The 18,579-nt window shown below is 41.1% G+C and carries 18 protein-coding genes and 2 tRNA genes; 7 read left to right on the forward strand and 13 right to left on the reverse strand.

Annotation, left to right across the window (positions count from 1 at the left end):
- The first annotated feature begins 91 nt into the window (after positions 1-91).
- Genes QZZ23_RS11305 through QZZ23_RS11315 form a run of 3 tightly spaced genes read left to right on the forward strand, consistent with a single transcriptional unit; the run spans position 92 to position 2,389 of the window.
- On the forward strand, positions 92-955 hold the full coding sequence (locus QZZ23_RS11305; RefSeq protein ID WP_292470157.1) for a helix-turn-helix domain-containing protein: 864 nt from the start codon (positions 92-94) through the stop codon (positions 953-955).
- Positions 956-971: 16 nt separating this feature from the next.
- A complete protein-coding gene (truA, locus tag QZZ23_RS11310; RefSeq protein WP_292470344.1) occupies positions 972-1,781 on the forward strand; it encodes a tRNA pseudouridine(38-40) synthase TruA in 810 nt (269 codons plus the stop codon).
- Positions 1,782-1,807: 26 nt separating this feature from the next.
- Positions 1,808-2,389, forward strand: coding sequence for a M48 family metallopeptidase (locus QZZ23_RS11315; protein ID WP_292470160.1), 582 nt, complete (start codon positions 1,808-1,810; stop codon positions 2,387-2,389).
- Here QZZ23_RS11315 and QZZ23_RS11320 read toward each other — a convergent pair.
- The 5 genes from QZZ23_RS11320 to QZZ23_RS11340 all read right to left on the reverse strand — a co-directional run bounded on the left by QZZ23_RS11320 (position 2,367) and on the right by QZZ23_RS11340 (position 6,685).
- Positions 2,367-3,398, reverse strand: a complete 1,032-nt coding sequence (locus tag QZZ23_RS11320; RefSeq protein ID WP_292470163.1) for a TRM11 family methyltransferase — start codon at positions 3,396-3,398, stop codon at positions 2,367-2,369. The two genes, QZZ23_RS11315 and QZZ23_RS11320, sit on opposite strands and share 23 nt — an antisense overlap.
- 86 nt (positions 3,399-3,484) lie before the next feature.
- On the reverse strand, positions 3,485-3,772 hold the full coding sequence (locus QZZ23_RS11325; protein ID WP_292470166.1) for a DUF1805 domain-containing protein: 288 nt from the start codon (positions 3,770-3,772) through the stop codon (positions 3,485-3,487).
- Positions 3,773-3,899: 127 nt separating this feature from the next.
- Positions 3,900-4,517: a hypothetical protein gene (locus QZZ23_RS11330; protein WP_292470168.1), complete on the reverse strand. Its 618-nt coding sequence runs from the start codon at positions 4,515-4,517 to the stop codon at positions 3,900-3,902.
- A 63-nt stretch (positions 4,518-4,580) separates the two neighbouring features.
- Positions 4,581-5,477: a type II methionyl aminopeptidase gene (map, locus tag QZZ23_RS11335; protein ID WP_292470171.1), complete on the reverse strand. Its 897-nt coding sequence runs from the start codon at positions 5,475-5,477 to the stop codon at positions 4,581-4,583.
- A gap of 32 nt (positions 5,478-5,509) precedes the next feature.
- On the reverse strand, positions 5,510-6,685 hold the full coding sequence (locus tag QZZ23_RS11340) for a Xaa-Pro peptidase family protein (protein WP_292470174.1): 1,176 nt from the start codon (positions 6,683-6,685) through the stop codon (positions 5,510-5,512).
- A gap of 289 nt (positions 6,686-6,974) precedes the next feature.
- Here QZZ23_RS11340 and QZZ23_RS11345 point away from each other — a divergent pair, with 289 nt between their 5' ends.
- Entirely contained in the window at positions 6,975-7,268 is a 294-nt protein-coding gene (locus QZZ23_RS11345; protein WP_292470176.1) for a hypothetical protein, read from the forward strand.
- A gap of 1,232 nt (positions 7,269-8,500) precedes the next feature.
- Here QZZ23_RS11345 and QZZ23_RS11350 read toward each other — a convergent pair.
- From QZZ23_RS11350 to QZZ23_RS11360, 3 genes are all read right to left on the reverse strand, one after another.
- Positions 8,501-8,573 (reverse strand) — tRNA-Asp (locus tag QZZ23_RS11350).
- Positions 8,574-8,648: 75 nt separating this feature from the next.
- Positions 8,649-8,756: transfer RNA gene (locus QZZ23_RS11355), tRNA-Tyr, on the reverse strand.
- Positions 8,757-8,997: 241 nt separating this feature from the next.
- Positions 8,998-10,194 (reverse strand): methionine adenosyltransferase, encoded by a 1,197-nt coding sequence (locus tag QZZ23_RS11360; RefSeq protein ID WP_292470179.1) that lies wholly within the window; start codon positions 10,192-10,194, stop codon positions 8,998-9,000.
- A 257-nt stretch (positions 10,195-10,451) separates the two neighbouring features.
- Between QZZ23_RS11360 and hisG the strand changes: the two genes are divergently transcribed.
- The 3 genes from hisG to hisB are packed head-to-tail and all read left to right on the forward strand — an operon-like array spanning position 10,452 to position 12,654.
- Complete coding sequence (gene hisG / locus QZZ23_RS11365) at positions 10,452-11,306, forward strand: ATP phosphoribosyltransferase (protein WP_292470181.1); 855 nt, start codon at positions 10,452-10,454, stop codon at positions 11,304-11,306.
- Positions 11,307-11,312: 6 nt separating this feature from the next.
- The gene (gene hisA / locus QZZ23_RS11370; RefSeq protein WP_292470183.1) at positions 11,313-12,053 is read left to right on the forward strand and encodes a 1-(5-phosphoribosyl)-5-[(5-phosphoribosylamino)methylideneamino]imidazole-4-carboxamide isomerase; all 741 of its coding nucleotides are present in this window, start codon (positions 11,313-11,315) and stop codon (positions 12,051-12,053) included.
- A 25-nt stretch (positions 12,054-12,078) separates the two neighbouring features.
- Positions 12,079-12,654 (forward strand): imidazoleglycerol-phosphate dehydratase HisB, encoded by a 576-nt coding sequence (gene hisB, locus QZZ23_RS11375; protein ID WP_292470185.1) that lies wholly within the window; start codon positions 12,079-12,081, stop codon positions 12,652-12,654.
- On the opposite strand, the gene QZZ23_RS11380 is transcribed toward hisB, so the two are convergent.
- The 5 genes from QZZ23_RS11380 to QZZ23_RS11400 all read right to left on the reverse strand — a co-directional run bounded on the left by QZZ23_RS11380 (position 12,651) and on the right by QZZ23_RS11400 (position 18,574).
- Entirely contained in the window at positions 12,651-14,768 is a 2,118-nt protein-coding gene (locus QZZ23_RS11380; protein ID WP_292470188.1) for a helix-hairpin-helix domain-containing protein, read from the reverse strand. The two genes, hisB and QZZ23_RS11380, sit on opposite strands and share 4 nt — an antisense overlap.
- Positions 14,768-15,613, reverse strand: a complete 846-nt coding sequence (locus QZZ23_RS11385; protein ID WP_292470191.1) for a DUF4130 domain-containing protein — start codon at positions 15,611-15,613, stop codon at positions 14,768-14,770. The genes QZZ23_RS11380 and QZZ23_RS11385 overlap by 1 nt, the downstream gene beginning before the upstream one ends.
- Positions 15,610-16,752, reverse strand: a complete 1,143-nt coding sequence (locus tag QZZ23_RS11390; RefSeq protein WP_292470194.1) for a radical SAM protein — start codon at positions 16,750-16,752, stop codon at positions 15,610-15,612. Before QZZ23_RS11390 ends, QZZ23_RS11385 begins: the two co-directional genes overlap by 4 nt.
- A gap of 155 nt (positions 16,753-16,907) precedes the next feature.
- Positions 16,908-17,462 (reverse strand): ArsR family transcriptional regulator, encoded by a 555-nt coding sequence (locus QZZ23_RS11395; protein WP_292470195.1) that lies wholly within the window; start codon positions 17,460-17,462, stop codon positions 16,908-16,910.
- A 131-nt stretch (positions 17,463-17,593) separates the two neighbouring features.
- Complete coding sequence (locus tag QZZ23_RS11400; RefSeq protein ID WP_292470198.1) at positions 17,594-18,574, reverse strand: TIM barrel protein; 981 nt, start codon at positions 18,572-18,574, stop codon at positions 17,594-17,596.
- Between the last annotated feature and the right edge of the window lie 5 nt (positions 18,575-18,579).

Genomic DNA, 18,579 nt, shown 5'->3' on the forward strand with positions numbered 1-18,579 from the left:
ACTTTACGAGTTATACCTGCAATCATGAAGACTTCAAACAGAATTGAAGTTAAAGGAAACAATATAAGCCAATGTTTATATACTGCACTATATGGGAGAGAACGACGAGAGTACAAATTCCGACAAGGTGCTCATTGTACCCCTCAATGAGGACTCAAAAAAGATCACTCAGATACTTTCCAATGAAAAAGCAATGAAAATGCTTGAGATACTTGCAGACAAACCCATGTCTGCCAGCGATGTGGCTGAAACACTTGAACTTCCACTTACCACTGTTAAATATAATCTTGATGGTCTGATTGAAGTAGACCTTATTAAGGTGAAAGAAACAAAGTGGAGCCGTAAAGGTAGAGAGGTTAAGATATACGAGCCTGTGCAGAAGTTCATTGTTGTCGCTCCTGGAAGTATGAAGGGCGATAGAACATCTATCATAAGCATGCTGAAAAAGTATCTCGGACTTGTAGCCGGTGCTGTTTTTGCCGCAACCGGACTGGAAGCCATAATAAGAAGCCTGGGTGGTGGAGCAGGGCCTTTAATTGCACAGGATACTGCTACTGCACCACTGTATAATGAGGGACCTATGGCAGCCATGAGCAAGGATATGCCCCAGGAGACAAGTATACCTGATACATTTGCAGGAAACGGAAATGTCAGCATGGATAGTGTGCCTACAGGCGTTGCCAGACCGGAAATGCTGACTGCATCTGCCCCTAACGGAAGTGAAGCAGGGGACGTACTTAGAGAGGGATTCAACGCAACTGTGACAAAACAGACCCAGCCTGCTTTGATGTCGCACACTGCCGCCAATAATATATCTGCTGTTGCCGAGCCTGTAAATGGAATTATTCAGAACAATATTTTTTCACATGCCAGTGTATGGTTCTTGTTCGGAGGTCTTTTCGTTATCACTTTGCTATTTGTAAGAGAAATGTATTATAGAAAAAAGAACATATGAAGCCTGAGTGAATGGTATGAGAGTTGCTCTAAAAATAGCATACGTAGGCACAGGTTATAATGGATCACAGGTCCAACCTGATGTTGCAACGATAGAAGGCGAACTATTCAGTGCACTCACAGACCTTGAGATCATCGGAGATCCAAAGTCTGCACGTTTCTCAAGTTCAGGAAGAACCGACGCTGGCGTACATGCTAGAGAACAGATTGTGGCATTTGATACCGATAAGCCTAATCTTGCAATACCAAGAGTGATCAATTCCAAGCTCCCGAATTCTATCTGGGCATGGGCACATGCAGAAGTCTCTGATGACTTTGACCCAAGAAGATGGGCTGTCAGCCGCAAGTACAGATACATTATGAGCGGGGAACAATATGATCTTTCCAAGATAAGAGCGGCTTCAAAAGTACTCGTTGGAGAACATAATTTTGCGAATTTCTGCAGCAAAGATGAGGACAAGAGCTCAGTCCGAAATGTAGAAAGAATAGATGTGCGAGTCAGTGGAACTCTTACAAAAATCGACATCCAGGCAAACAGTTTCCTTTGGAACATGGTCAGGAAAATGGTCACTGCCCTTACAATGGTTGGAAGTGGAGTAAGAGATGAGGAATGGTTAAATCAGATGTTAGACCCTGAATCTTATGAGGAGGGACTGGAATCTGCTGCGGCATATGGTCTGACACTTATGGAAGTTGAATATCCGGAACCCATTGAATGGTGCGAAGATGCTTATGCTATACGCAGAGCAGATGAGAATGTGCATGATTACATGGTACGACACCGAGTAATGGCAGAAGTAATGGACCATCTAGTACCCAGAGAATAAACTCTTCACTTACCTTTTTAGTGAAAATGCACTTTCAGGCAAATATCAAGGACATAGTAATAGACTATGAAATTATCCGCAGAGATGTGATAAATCCCCGGCTTGAATTCAGGGATAAACAATTGTACCTTATAGTCCCACATGCTTATAAATATCATGAAAAAGTAATTTACAGGCACCGCAGATGGATCTATAACAGATATTCCCGGGTACAAAGGTTAAAAGAGCTATCACAGAACATTGAACTGGTAACAGACAGAACTATCGGAGAGCTAAAAGAACTGATATATTCTCTGATTACCAAAACAGAAAATGAACTGGGAGTTAAACATCAAAAAACAAGTTTCCGGAAGATGAAAACAAAATGGGGAAGCTGCAGTTCAAAAGGAAACATGAACTTTAACATCTATATGAAGCATTTGCCAGACAGGATGATAGAGTATATTGTGTTCCACGAGATGGTACACCTAATCGAACTAAACCACAGCCAACGATTCTGGGACCATATTAAAAAACGGTTCCCTAACTATAAGGATGCTGAAACTATGCTTGCAGCATACTGGTCACTTATACAAAAACAGCACATCAGCCCTTATAGAGAATTGTAAAAGTCCTGGTGAGGCTCTTGTGAACCTTCTGGGTGAAAACGTCAACAACTGTAAACCCTGCTTTTTCTGCAAACTCAACTACCTTGAGCTCTGAAACCACAACCGCAAGTTTTCCCTGCCTGAGTACCCTGTACATCTCTGCAAAAGAATCAGTATATAGATGCTGCAGGGATTCTGCCCTTATAGCTGCTGAACGTCCATACGGAGGGTCAGTGACGATTGCATCTACACAGGAGTCTTTTAGAGAAACATGACAGGCATCAGCTACCAGCAGGGAATAATCTGCATTGTACTCATCAAGGTTCATTCTGGCACCATGGGATATTTTTTTGCGCACTTCGATACCGATGACATGAGCGCCTACCAGACCACCTTCAACCAGAATACCTGCAGTACCGCTGAATGGATCAAGGAGAATCTGCCCCTCTTTCACTTGAGAGATGTTGACCAGTGCCCTTGCAACCCTTGGCATGAGCACTCCGGGATAAAAAAATGGTTTTCTATGTGGTGCCCTGTGTTCATATGCACCCCTGTCAACAGAAGCGACGATTGAACCAAGGACTGCCATATTTGTCATTATAAAACGGAAAGTCACATCCGGATCCTTCAGGTTTGCCCTGAAACCTTTGCGAAAAATACTCCCCCCAAGTCTGCCTTCAATAAATTCCCGGTTTACTTCACCATGGTGTCTCGCCCTTTTTGCCCGGACAACGTACGTCTGTCCTTCAGACAAATGACTGGAAAGATCAGAATTATCACACATTTCAATGATCTGATCTGTTTTCACTTCACAGATACCCACTACTTTCAGTATGTGATGGGACATGGCAAGCCTGCCTGCGATGAAAACTAGTTTTTCATCGATGGAATGACCTTCAATATCAAGCACAAGACATTGGTCATAAAAGGCATGTTCTCTGTACTCAAGTCCTTCCATTGAAAGACATGCAAAAACTTCCTTGCATGGCAGGAAATCGTGCTCCCCGGATAACTCAAAGGCATACAGCATAATACTGCAATAGAGAATAGAAGTACTATTTAAAGCGTTTCAATGAACGTATAAATGACAACAAAAATAAAGAAAGAGAGAATAGATCAAAACATCAGTTCCAGCGCTTCTTTTCCTGTCATACCTACTTTGATACCAAGGTTAGTGGCTTCCTGTGTTGCACCAACTACCAGGGCATTAAGCACGTCATCAAAGGTGCTGACACCTTTTACTTTGACTGCAACATCACCAAGGACACCTGCCATATCCATATCAAGATAACCACACATCACAAACCCCCGGTCTGCTCTGATTACAAGCAATGGAGCTTTCTGCATATGGAAACTCATACCCATAGCCGAACCTTTTTCAAGTTTTATTTTTTCGACCAGCATAACTAATCACCTATTTTTTAGTAAGTTTAAGAGATATTAAATGTATCGGACTTTTACTTACCAAATAGATAGTTTGTAAGCCCCGGAAATACCTTGTCAAGCAAAGATTTGCTGTCTTCTTCTGATGTCATGGATGAAAAAGTTCTGTAACATCCTTATCCTGAACTGGTAGGGCCTCTGCTGAAATATTCATTGTTATTTCACCTATAAAACCAAACTCTCCAGAGATATGAGTGCCATATGAATCTTCTATTATGAACTCATCATCAATACCATCTATGGAAATGAAATTGATTTCTGAAGGAAGATTTATTGTAACATCTGTCTCAGGTTCACCCTGGAACCACATACTTGAATCGGATTCTTTTAGTGGTTTTTTGAAATCATAAAAGACCTGGTAATTGTTAACTATGTCTCTTTCTTCATTAATGGGTCCTATAAGCTCAGAAGACATATTGGATTCGACACTCAAAAGAGTAATATTCTTCGAGGAATTATCAATTTTCACGTCCATTTTATCTTCTATTGAACTGAAAAAGGCTTTAGTTGTCTGCACATCTGTTTTCAGTAATTCCCATGCGCTGACAAATCCATCATTATCCCCAAATTCAGCATCAATGAAAGCCTTGAATATTATGGACCTGTTATCTGAATATTTTTCGGTGTATTCCCATATCATGCCTTCTGTGTGCAACGTAATTTCATTATTCCACTCATAGGCAGCGCTTGCCGGGAAGGATAACATTGAAAATAACACGATTGACAGAAATATAGATCCAACTCTCAAATTATCTCATCCCGTTATTGCTTATCTAGTTGTTACTTCACACCCGTCGTCTGTAACAATTACCGTGTGCTCGGTCTGGGAAACCATTCCGCCACCTACTTCTTTTAGAACAGGGTATGAATGGATAATTCCAGCCTTTTCAAGCTGCATAAGGGCAAAATCCAGTTGTGGGGTCTTAAGCCATCTTTTTGCAAACGGAAGTGTCCTGTATGGTTCGAGTTCCTTAAGAAGAGCCCTTGCTGCAGGCAAACGCACAGGTTTTTTGTTTACAACCTGGAAGATCTCCGTAAGTGTACCATCTACGACCTTCCCGACACCATCTGTAGCAAAAGGTTCTATGGCAATGAAATCTCCGGTCTTAAGTTCAACACCTTTGCTTACCCTTCTGTTAGGTATACTGGGATGTGCATGGGGGATATACTGTGCAAGTCCATGCCCGGTGAGATTTCCTACAGGTTTGAAACCGTAGGAAATTATTGCATCTTCTATGGCGGCAGCAACCTCTGCGGTGTTTACACCGTTTCTGACTGTATCAATTGCAACCTCAAGTCCTGCTTCAGAAGCTTTGACAAGGTCCCCATAATTTCCAGAAAGGTCGACTGTGATGGCAGAATCTGCAATGTATCCATCCACATGAACACCAATGTCTAGTTTTACTACATCTTCACCAAAAACCGTTTCATCACCTGCGAGTGGAGTTGCATGTGCCGCCTCGTCATTACGGGAAATATTACAGGGGAATGCAGAACCGTCCGCTCCAAGCTCGATGGCCCTGTTCTCAACAAAATCAGCTATTTCAAGCAGGGTACCACCTACCTTCATCCGATCTTTTGCCTCGCTTCTTACCTGTGATAGTATCTTTCCTGCTTTGACATATTTGCCAATGATCTCTTCGATCTCCTGAACTTTGTCCACCATTTAAAATCTCCGTTGAAAGTTATTTTTCAGGACTAATATACAAATTTCTTTTCCATTTCTGTGAGGTTCTCAAAACCATCTGATGTTACAAGGATCAAATCCTCGAGGCGTATACCACCTACATCAGGATAATAAAGTCCTGGTTCTATGGTAATAATGTTTCCTTCTTCCAAAGCAATGTCACTGTTGCCTACAAAAGGAAATTCATGAATTTCAAGTCCGACCCCATGCCCAGTGGAATGGATAAAACCTACACTTGATCCTTCCCTGATGGTTTCATACCCATTTTCTTTGAACACGTCACATACCTTGTTATGTATATCGCTGCATTTGACACCGGGCTTGACCATTTCTATGCCAGCTTTCTGTGCCGCATGTACAGCCTTGTACATATCCATGAGCTTTTCAGATGCATCCCCTTTAAGGACGGTTCTTGTCATGTCAGCGAAATATCTTTCCTTTTTGCTGCGCGGGAAGATGTCGATAACTACAGGCTCATTGGCCTTGAGTGGACCTGTGCCCTCCCAATGCGGATTTGCAGAACCTGTACCGTTAGCAGCTATGGTGCTCTCTGCCTCACAACCATGTTCAAGAAGTGTGATGTCTATTTCCTTACGTAGCATTTCGGATGTCAGGGCAAAACCACGATAATTAAGAATGCCTTCAACATCCTCTGACTTTCTTATCATTTCCACAGCTGCTTTCATTGCGGTGTTGCATGCGTCCTGAACATTTTTTATGATTTTAATTTCCGAAGGAGACTTTTTGGAACGTGCCTGTGCAAAAGGACTTTTAATAGAATCGATTGAAAAACCTTCTTCTTTGAGGGTCTGAGCAATGAAATATGGAAAATCCCGTGGTACTGCCACCTTTTTTGCACCCTCTTTTTGCAAGATCTCTGCAATGCAGTCACAATAAGCAAGTGCAGGGTCCTGCCTTTCTTTTACTTTTGACCTGTAATCACAATCCTGCAATGTCCGGATATCAGACACCCTTGATTCCAGCTCTGCCCGTCCTTTTTCCATATCAGATATCAGCAGTGTTTCTGTTCCTTCTTTTGTATGGAAGTAGGCAAACTGATCTGAAGCAAAGAAATGGGTTGCGTAAAAGATGTCTGCATTGTTCGAATTCCCTACCATCAGATATACATCTGACCTGTGGTTTTCCAGTGATTTGGAAATGTCAATGGGAACTGTTGATGAGGCCATACTAGTACCTAGTAGTTACTAGTACAAAATTGTTATCAAATGTATGGATTAAAAAAGCAACAGGATATCCTGGATTGTCACATATTTATGATATTATAGGAAGTGCTGTGTACACAACTTTGCTTATATTAGTACATTTAACCATGTTTTATGTACACAAACATACTAGATACTCACATCGCTATTATATACAACTCCATGAAAAGTAAGTATTATGCACAACGCAAACCTGTACAATTCACAATTAACAAATATCTCAGATTTCCTGAGAGATATAAAATATATTATTGTGTTTTATGTACTTGGAGACTTTCTGACAACCGCCCACGCCCTTAATTACGGATTCGAGGAAAATGATTTTCTTGCAGCAGTAATACAGGACTATGGTGTTAGCTCTCTTCTTATATTGAAGACATTGTTCCTGGTAATTGTTTACTGGAATTACAAAATACTCAAGGATTCAGATTCAAAATGGACGGATCTTCTGTGGGTCACTGCCAGAAAGAGTATTGCGCTTGTGGGGTTGTTCCTGGTGGTGAACAATCTGATGGTCATTTCATGGAATGTAGCTTACTGCAGATAATCCATATAATGACCTTTTAACCAAAAACGGCATTAATAACGGAAAAACGGGATCAAAAACGGCGTTAAAAACGGAAAAACGAGATCAAAAAACGGCATTAATAACGGAAAAACGAAATCAAAAACGGCGTTAAAAACGGAAAAACGGGATTGAAAAACGACGTTAAAAACGGAAATCCACCATTTATTTTTTATCCCAACTTTTTATTATCTTTTGTTCAAAGGATAACTTGTTGTCTATAATTTTATCTGTGATACTAAGATCTCCCAAGCTAACGCAGATTAAAGCATAGATTAATAAAAAGACAGGAAGAGATTACAAATCCAGCTCTTTTTTCAGATTCCTCTTTTTAATTTACGGAATCATTATCCCTGCCAGCATGCCAACTGATACTATCATCAGAAGATACAACATAAAAACAAATAGTACCTTTATTGTATCTAAATTCGCATTTTCATTCAGGCAATATCATATAATTGAAGTCAGACAATTAATAGTTATGGACAGCTTTTTTTGAAATTATTGCGGTATCAAAGATATTATCTGACAAGAGCTGAAAACAGACCAATAGATAACATGAGAAGGGCATATACAGACACCAGAAGTACAATTTTCGACACAATTGAATTACCAGACTTGCCAAACATAACAGTCCACAGAAACACATATTGGATATAAATAGATTTCCTAGCATGGCAAACTTACACCCATAAGTTGCGATGTTAATGTTTTGGGTTATCTGCAAAGCCAAATTGAACAATTAATGCAGATATTAAAGTTAATATACTGACAATGAGAAGGGATAGTTGGTGGGGGATTATCTGGCTTTGCAACACCCTAATTAACTCACCCCTATATAATAACTGTCAAACTCTAAATAAGTGTTAAAAGAGTTGTTTTTGAGCTAATTTTGATTTTTTGCAAAGACAATAAGGAAAAGATCAGAGAAGCAAATCACACATTTGCATAAGCTGCAAGCAGAGATGCACTCAATAACAGCACCAGATATAGCGATGCGATTACTCGAATTTTAAATGTGCTTGAAACACCGCAATCATCCATACATACAATGATAAAACATAGCAAAAAAAGATATAAATAGCTAGTTAAAATTGATAATTTATTAAAAAGTCAGCATACAAACCCAAGGATATAAATGAAGATATATGTAACAATCTTAACTAAAACAAAAAGAGAAAAGAATCCCGGATAAACCGGGATTTAGGAATTTACGCCCGAACCGGGATTCGAACCCGGGTCGGAGCCTCGACAGGGCTCCATGATAGGCCTCTACACTATTCGGACATATTATGATATTTCGCTTGTGAGCACCCCTAAAAGGCCGCTCTTGTATATAAAGCTTTTTCTTGATTGTGAAAGTCCCGCCTCCCAGACTCGAACCGGGGACATCGCGGTGCCTGCGCGTAATGTGATCATGTCACATGAATCAAACTACAGCCGCGCACTCTACCACTGAGTTAAGGCGGGTCTAACAAATCATGCTCCTGCACGACGTTGCCGTACGAAGCAACACTCCAATACGCACAATCATACTTAGCTCTTTCGCCGTGAAGAGCACATGAAAAAGGAAGCATATAAAGAATGGAGACAGAACACACCGTCTGTTAGTACAAAAGAGAAGTTAGTAAAGAAAAATACGAAAAAATGAATAAACAAAAATAACTGAAGACCATCCCGGAATTCCCGGGACCGACTTCAATATCAATATTCAGAAAGTATCCAGTTCGCCACCAATCACCATTTTGGTGATCTTTGTGATATCAGCGAGCCAGTCATCCATAACAACTTCTGTTTCAGCCCTTACAGAGGCAAAGTTTGCGCCGTCTTCAGGAATGATCTGCGCACTTGCCACAAGTGGCTGATCTATTGGCTGCCCTATCTGGGAAAGCAGCTTAATATAAACATCCTGAACCTCTGGAACAGCCTTTACTATGTCCCTTGCCATCTGGGTGGAAAGCAAGTTGTATATCTTACCTATATGATTGATTGGGTTCTTACCACTGGTTGCTTCCATACTCATTGGCCTGTTAGGAGTAATAAGCCCATTACAACGGTTACCACGGCCTACTGAACCATCGTCACCCATCTCAGCAGAAGTACCGGTCACGGTCAGGAACACAGAATTACACTTCACGTTATCTGCTGCATTGATAAAAGTCTTAACATTGCGCTCTGTACGTTTAAGCGCAAGGTCCGTGACATAATCTGCCATCTCTTCTTTGATGTTTATGTAATGGTCCATGTCATCAACATACCTTCCTACCATGCCACAGCATATTGTAAGGGTTATATCCTCATTATCCCTCAGACCCATTACCTTGATATCAGTTCCTATGCCAGGAATCTTCTTTTTCAGATCAGTTATCAGCTTCCTTTCTGACTCATAGACAATCTGCTCAAGTTCTGAAAATGGAGCATGACCTACACCAAAAGAAGTGTCATTTGCAACAGGAACCCTGTCTCGCTGAAAAACATCCCTGAGATCAGATGAACCCGTACCAAGTTTACAGTCGACTATGATATCACTTTCAAGATCAATATCTACGATAGTATTCCTGATATAGTTCCTTGCTGCCCGCAGAGCAACAGCTTCAGCAGGAATTTCCACTCCTTCAAACTCCTTGGTTGCCCTTCCTACAAGAAGTGTATAAATAGGCTGGGTAACTTCTCCGCCACCAAATTGCGGGTTAGATCTTCCGGCCACGATCTGTGTTTCATCAGTATTATGATGAAGAACTACACCACATTTTTTTATATACTCTTTACACAATGCGCGGCTTACTGCTTCTGCAAGACCATCGGAGATACTGTCAGGGTGACCCACACCTTTTCTCTCCACAAGCTCAATCTGCTGTTTCTCCACCGGCGTTTCAATCAGGTGTTCGACTTTGATGTTTCGAATCATTACTAGTCCTCTGGAATAATTAACTGACAAATGAAAGGTAAGAATAGATAATTAAGGTTTATGTATGTATCCTTCGCTGTAACATGTACCCATAAAATATATAATATTACCCGTCAGAATTATAACCCATAGTTATTCTATTAGTTTTATTGGAATAACAACTTAAAATTAAAGTTCAGCGTGAAATCTATATGCTATAAAAGTCTTTGAAAGAACGTTCAATTGATACTGATTTATAATTTCACAGAAGGATCCCCATGATACGTATTGCAATACCCAACAAAGGGCGCCTACATGAGCCCACCGTAACCCTCCTCAAAGAAGCAGGACTACCTGTACTTGAAGGGGGGACAAGGAAACTGTTTGCCAAAACAACTGATCCTGAGATAACCTATCTCTTTGCAAGAGCCGCAGATATTCCGGAGTATGTTCAGGATGGTGCCGCAGATGTAGGTATCACCGGACTTGACCTCATTGATGAAACCGAATCTGATGTGGAAATACTGCTTGACCTTAAATTCGGCGGTGCAAACCTTGTGCTGGCGGTTCCGGAAGACTCAACTATAACCTCTGCAAGGGAACTTGAAGGAATGCGTGTTGCCACAGAATTCCCGAATATCACTGCCAAGTACTTCAAAAACCTTGGCGTTAACATCGAAGTAATAAAAGTCAGCGGTGCATGCGAGATGACACCACATGTCGGAATTGCTGATGCAATTGTAGATATTTCCAGCTCAGGTACAACCCTTGTAACCAACCATCTGAAAATGATAGAGAAGGTATTCACATCATCAGTATACCTCATTGCAAACAAGAAGACACAGGCAAACAACAATAAGATCGGGCAGATCCAGACTGCTGTTGAAAGTGTCCTGAGAGCAAAAGGAAAACGTTACCTTATGATGAATGTACCTGCTGATTCTCTCGAAACCGTCAAAAGTGTTCTGCCTGGAATGGCAGGTCCGACTGTAATGAAAGTAGAATCTAATGAGTCAATACTTGCAGTTCACGCTGTTGTTGATGCGAACACCATATTTGCAACGGTGGATGAACTCAGAAAGGTAGGTGCCAAAGATATACTGGTAGTGCCTATCGAAAGAATGATGCCCTGAGGTAGTATGACCTTTGAAGTAATCCCTGCCGTTGATATGAGAAATGGGAAATGTGTACAGCTGGTCCAGGGAATACCTGGCAGCGAAATGATCTCCATAGATGACCCGGTGGCAGTGGCAAAAGACTGGATAGCCCAGGGTGCAAAAACCCTGCATCTTATCGACCTTGATGGTGCCATCGATGGAAAGCAAAAAAATGCACCCATCATCAAAAAAATAGTAAAGGAATGTAAACCTCTTGGAGTTGAAATACAGGTTGGCGGAGGAATACGTTCTTTCGAAAATGCAGCTGAACTCCTGAAACTCGGCGTTGACAGAGTGATACTCAGCACTGCTGCCATAAACAACCCACAAATTGTCAAAGAGCTTGCGGATGCTTTTGGAAGCAAGCATATCAACGTTGCCCTCGATTCCAAGAACGGTAAGGTTTCCATAGAAGGATGGAAAAAACAATCCGAATTCACAGCTGTTGAAATGGGGACCAGATTTGAAGAACTCGGAGCTGGAAGCATCCTTTTTACAAATATAGACACAGAAGGATTGTTGCAGGGAGTAAACACAAAGCCTACAGAAGAACTGGTCGAATCCGTCAACATCCCTGTGATAGCATCAGGAGGAGTTACATGCCTGAATGACCTTGTTGCCCTGAAAAATACCGGTGCAAAAGCAGTTGTTGTTGGAAGTGCACTATATACAGGAAAGTTCACACTTCCAGAAGCAATAAATATTATCAGTTCGGATTTATAAAAGAACATAGTAACCAGGTGCACCCATGAGAAAAGCAAATATATCACGCAAAACCAGCGAAACAGACATCGCTCTCAAGCTGGAACTTGATGGAAAAGGTATTGCAGACATAAGCACTGGCATTGGTTTTTTCGACCATATGCTCACTGCATTCACAAAACATGGGAACTTTGATCTTACTATTAAGGCCACTGGAGACCTCGTAGTCGATGACCACCATCTTATAGAAGATACAGGAATTGTCCTTGGACGGGCTATAGCAGAAGCACTTGGCGATAAAGCAGGTATTGCAAGATTTGGAGAAGCACGCATACCAATGGATGAAGCACTTGCCACCGTAGCACTTGATCTGGGTGGACGCAGCTATCTTGTGATGGAAGCAGATTTTAAGGCTCCGAAAGTAGGAGAGTTCAGTACACAGATGGTAGATCATTTCTTTGAGGCTGTTGCACAGAACTCAAAAACAAATATGCATGCTCATGTCTATGGTGACAATGACCACCACAAGATAGAAGCACTTTTCAAGGCATTCGCCTATGCCCTTAGAAGAGCAGTGAATATTGAAGGGGAAGGAATTAAAAGCACAAAAGGTGTGCTTTAATCCTGAAACTTGCTTCTCAGTTTATCATAAAAAGCCTGTTCTTTTCCTTTTGTCTTTTTTGAGAGTCTTTCTACTATAAGTTCAGGAGTACTTTTTGCAACATAATTGTAACGAGGACTTCTGTCAACTATCAAGTTCAAATCGGCGTCCAGACCACTTGCCTCTATTCCATCAACCCTGATATCACAAGCAGTATTCTCCATTATTTGTTCTGAAAGATGTGAAACAAATACAGACATAGTACCATTGTTCTCACTGAGTACTTCAAGTATACCTGCCATGATCTTTGCAGAAGCACCCGGTTCTGTGATTGATTCAAGCTCATCTGCCAGAACAAATTTTGCAGATTCATCAGCAACTACAGAAAACTCAGTAAGGGTCGTTTCAAATGCACCCGCATCAAGCGTACCTTTGGATTTGGCAAAGTAGTACATCGACTCCGTAAGAGAGATTTCCATATGCTGCGCAGGAACAGGAAAACCCATATGAGCAAGGATGATACTCTGGGCAAGAAGCTCCAGAAGGGAGGTCTTACCTCCTGAATTCACACCACTCAAAAGAACAACCTTGCTTTCTTCACCTTCTGGACTGAAACTATTCTCACCTATAGAATAATCAACAGGCACTACTTCCCCATGCCGAGATAGCAGGAAAAGATTCCTCCCCCCTTTAAATCCAATACCTGTGCTATACAAAATGTCAGGCATGATAAGATCGTATTTGAGTGCGAAAGAACCGATGGCGAAACCCACATCAAAATCAAGCACCTCACGCACCATCTCCCCGGCTATTTCCCTATATGAAGACAATATACGTGAAACCTCACGTTTATGATTGAACTTTTTATTCTGGACTTTTTTATTAAGATATTGCTTCAAAGAACCAAGACTATCAACATCTGCTTCAACTGGATGCATTATTTCTTCCGGAAAAAGAGAATCAACCAACAACCGCTCTTTCTTTTCAAGCTGGAGTTCATTGCATATCCTGTCAACACCCTCTTTAATAATGGACTGATAACTTTTATGCAAGGTTTTCCCGAGCATATCTTTAATCTCAATGGAACCGTTCATGACCTTCAGCATATCCTGTCCGCTTAACGTCATCTGACTTTTTTCCAGGCAGGAATTCAGTTTATCATTGACAAAACCGACAGTTTCTCCTACACAGGAACTAAGATTGTCCATTGCTTCAGAAATCCGGTCTGCTTCTAAGTCAGTTCCATGAACAATATCACCATCTTCATCTATCAAAGACAGCGTTGAAGCAAGTAATTCAAGTGTATCCTCATCCATTCTGTCAAAGAAATTAATACCTCTGGACCGCAGCAATCTTACAACTTCAATAGATGATTCCAGGGATTTCAAATTTCGGGAAAAAGCAAATATTTCCTTTTCCGGTATTACTTTAAAGTCATCCAGGTCCTGAAGATCTGTAAAGAATTCCGGCTCCACATCTTCCGGAAGATCAAATGCAAGATAATCATCCCCCACAGCAATAACCTGGGAAAAACCTCTGGATATATCAATGAATTCCGAAAGGGAACGTGAAAAATGCACATCTATTAATCCTGAAAAGCGTTTTCTGGCATACTCATAACTATCCTGATCAGAGGTTACTATCACCCTGTCACGGGTTTTGGGGTACTGATGTTTGAAATTGAGCTGGGCTATCTTTGGAAGCAGATCTGCAATTGTTTTGTCCCCTTCCAGAATATGGGCAGTTTCCATGTAATATGAAACAGATTCTCGTATTTGTAATATTTTTTCAGTTTTTGTAGAAGGATACGGAAAAAACACATGCAATTTATCCCTGGAATAACGGGTATGAGCAAAATCTTTGATAATGTCAAGCAGTTTTTCGTAGATATCTGTGGATTCCCTGGTTCTCAAAAAGTCGGAAACATTAACACCTTCAACCCTGGAAGCCACATCCTGTATCAGAGATATAGCATAGCGCTGCCCAATCCCTTCTACCTCAGAAATACTTGCAATATCACCTGCAAGTATAGCGCTAAGTGCCTGGTCCTCACTACCAAAATGTTCAACAAAACGCTTTGACATCTTATCCCCTATACGAGGAATATCCTGTAAAGTCCTTACATCAGCTAACATTATACCTCCGACTGAGATACAAAATTATCCAGAGTACAGTTTGCAATACCTCTTTCAACCTTGTAACTGTCTCTTTCCGACATCTTACTCATAGATGCCGAAGCTTTGGGTTGTAATTGTCTGGCATGGTTTTTGTTTCTCCTTTTAGGGATGAATTGTGAATCATAATACATATCCCACATATCATCAATATCATCACATGCATTAGAGAACTCCAGACTGCCTACCAGTGAAGAAGGAACCTGAGTATAATGTTCAAGCCCCACATGACCACCATTACCTATCCAGGCAATATTCCCTTCAATAACCGAAATAGGAATATCGGGATTTTTTCGTGCAAGCCAACGACAGAACATGTCACCTATACGGTGTGGAGAATCCACTTTTACAGAGAGAACACCGTTGACAAAATAAGGACGTGCAAACATGCATAAACGATGATATGAACGATTAACGTCACGCATATAATTGTAATATTTCTTACCTGTAACACTCTTGCCGGAGTAAAGTAACTCAACATTGCCCTGACAGGAATACAGAAAACTGACCAGTTCAATTGGTCTTGAACTTCGGTGCCTGAGTATCATTGATACATATCCTTCTACATCCGGATCACCCTGGAACATCCTTGGAAGCTGTTTTCCAAAGATGTATTTTACAAGCTTTGTGGTATCTGTTGTACCCCTGAAACCAAGGACTTTTACGTCATCGATACCCGTAAAGTCCATCTTTTGCTTCAGATCATCACTGTCCTTTGCAGATATAAGATCACAGTCGGGATTCACCATAAGTTCTGCGCAGGCAAGAAGAACACCACCTACATTTTCCCTGAAAGCCACTATCATGCGCTCACCCCTGCAAATGAAAAGAGATTTGTCTGCCTTTTCCCGTTAATCTCAATAAAAGGACGTGCGCGGTTGAGTACAACACCCATTCGTGCAAGTTCTTTTTCAGAACTTATCGGCCTTGACTGGAGAATCCTGCTGGCGCCAACCGGACCAATTCCAGGCACCCTGAGAAGATCATCTTTGCTTGCTGTATTTACATTTACCGGAAACATGTCAGGACTGCATGATGCAAGTAACATCTTAGGATCTGCATCAAGGAGAAAACCATTATCATCAAGAACATTATCCAAATCATTGGCAGTCAGACCATAGTCCTTCAATAAATAGGAAGTCTGGTAAAGCCTCACTTCTCTCCACAAAGGGGAAGGTTCATTGTTTTCAAGGGGCGTAGATGGAACCGGGTCGAAACTCATGAAATATGGCCTTCTCAGTTCATACCTGTCCATGAATTTCTCAACGGTTCCGATGATCTCCCGGTCAGGTTCCTGCAGTGCACCCACTACAAATTGTGTATCGTTTGCACCAATTATTCGCCCCTTGAAACCCTCTTCCTGTCTTTTTTTATTTATGAGATCACGTGTCCATTGTAAACGCTGGAGAACATCATTCTTGTAATCAAAATTAGGACAGATTTCAGAATAGTTCAGTGAACTCGTTGTTTCCGCATTCACACCAAACTTGTTCGCATAATCTGCTATTTCCTCAAGAAGATATTTTGGAGTTCCCGGCATCACACGAATGTGTATGTAACCTGTGAATCCCTGACCACGCAGAAGACTTGCGACCTCCAGTTGTTTCTCTGCCGTCCTTTCAGCATCCCCTATAACACCCGATGACAGGAACAGGCCTTCTATTGAATTCCTTCGATAGAATGACCAGGTTATCTTTACAATTTCCTCAGGGGTCAATGATGCACGCACAGAATCCCTGCCACACCTGTTAGGACAATACGTACACTCCCCGGAACACGCATTTGTCATCAGCGTCTTGTAGAGCTGAATACAACGGCCATCCGGTCCGAAAGCATGACAGACAGCACTCTGATTGCAACTGTCATATTTAGTGCCCTCGGACAATACTCTCATCCTTTCCATAAGCGTCATATGGTGCTCATTAACAGGATTTCTATAGGTCATCAGTGACCAATACGCATGACACGAATATAAGCAACTAGCAAGTGGAGTGAAAGTATTCCCATAACAAAAAAGCAGAGCAAAAACCTGAAAAAAAATATAAAAAAAGAGAGGAGAAGAAAATAATAAATAATTAGTACTGGAAACTAAAAAAGAGATCACTCCTTTTTGATTTTTACCTTCACTTTTAAGATGCTTATTGGCTCCAGTTTCTTCCACATGACCGTTGAATCACTGTTAAATTTATACTCGTTGACGTTCTGATCAGAGAATACACCGTTCACCTCATAAATAAAGAAACCGTCCTCACCGTTGGTGGATACAATATTGTCCTGACCATGGACATTCTTAACTTCCACCACGGCAGCTTTTTTAAGTGCTTCCAAAAGAGTAGCACCCTTTTCTACTTCAACCGTTCTTGAAGGTGCAAATATGTCCAACGCATTGAAAATACTCCTGTTGTTCAATTGCAAGACATGTGTTTTACCGTAAACTTTCCGTAGAATCAGCTCTGCGGCTTCAAGTATATTTGCATGTTTTGCAGCAACTGGGACAGAAATACTTAATTCCCTGGCAAGTTCGGATATATGCATCTCACCCTCGGTAAGCTTTTGCAGCATCCTGAGTCTTGTTTCACTCCCAAGGGCACTGAACAATTTCAAACGATCAGTATTCTCTGGGTTCTCGGAATCATTGTTATCGATAGTGCTCATAAATAGAAGTAATTGTCGAGTTATATATATATCTTCCCACACAAACGGTTCATAAAACAAGTCATTTAACAGATATATAAAAATCAAATACTAGAAATCGTACAATAAAAAAAGGTTGCACTGAAATGATATTAACCATGTAACGCCCTCTTTTGTATGGATATCTTTTCATCAAAAGAGCGCAGATCAGTTGAAATAAATTCATGAGTCAGGAAATCAGGTGATACGAACTCAACAATCTCAGAGCATCTACCACTAGTGAAAGGCATATGCTGGTCCATCTGTTCAAGAATGGTCATAACAGAAGAGAGACGATCATGGAAAGGCTTAGCATCAAACCCTGAAGGAGCTTCCATTTCCAGTGAACTGCGCATATAATCTCCTGAAAGACTGCAATGGAAATGCATCCCTTCAATTCGTTTGATAAAATCATCGGAATGAGTTGAAAGAAGATCAAGTACAACATCTATAGCACAATTCTCATCATCACACTTCATCGTTGCATTCATCAGATGCCCCGTATCAAGCACAAAAGCCCAGTTATTAAAATCGATCAGACTGGCAAAATATTCTACATTTGTTGGCTCAAGGAATGTAAGACCAGGCCACCACAGATTTTCAAAGAATATCCTTACAGGTGGTTCACCATTAGGGTATACAGATACTGCTTCATTCAGAAATTCAGCAGTTGTTGCCAGCACATCATTATCAGTACAATCAAAGCAGCGTGTGAAAACCTGTTCCAATTCAGCATAAGAAACATGGAACACTGCATAGGATGTATCCAGTTGTGCAGCGTTCTCAAGTGATCTCCTGAAATTATCAATGACTTCTTCACGGTTGCCTCCGCCAAAAACATAGACCTTCTCGAATTCTTCCATTTCCTCTGAAAAAGCAGAAGGATCAGCCCAGGCTCTGTGCCTTCCCATCCAATAAGGAAGATGCACACCTTCAATCAAATCCACAGGTACATCTGGAAGAGGAGATGAATCCACAAAGAGCTCCAATCCGTCAAGGTCATGCCTGACAAGAAAATTACGCATTAGCCCCCAGTCAGACTCAAACATCTTCATGTCATTCTCGTAAAGAGAAAAATTAATCAGTTCTTTCATTTTTA

It is taken from the genome of Methanolobus sp., from assembly GCF_016278385.1.
In the GTDB taxonomy this organism is placed as follows: domain Archaea; phylum Halobacteriota; class Methanosarcinia; order Methanosarcinales; family Methanosarcinaceae; genus Methanolobus.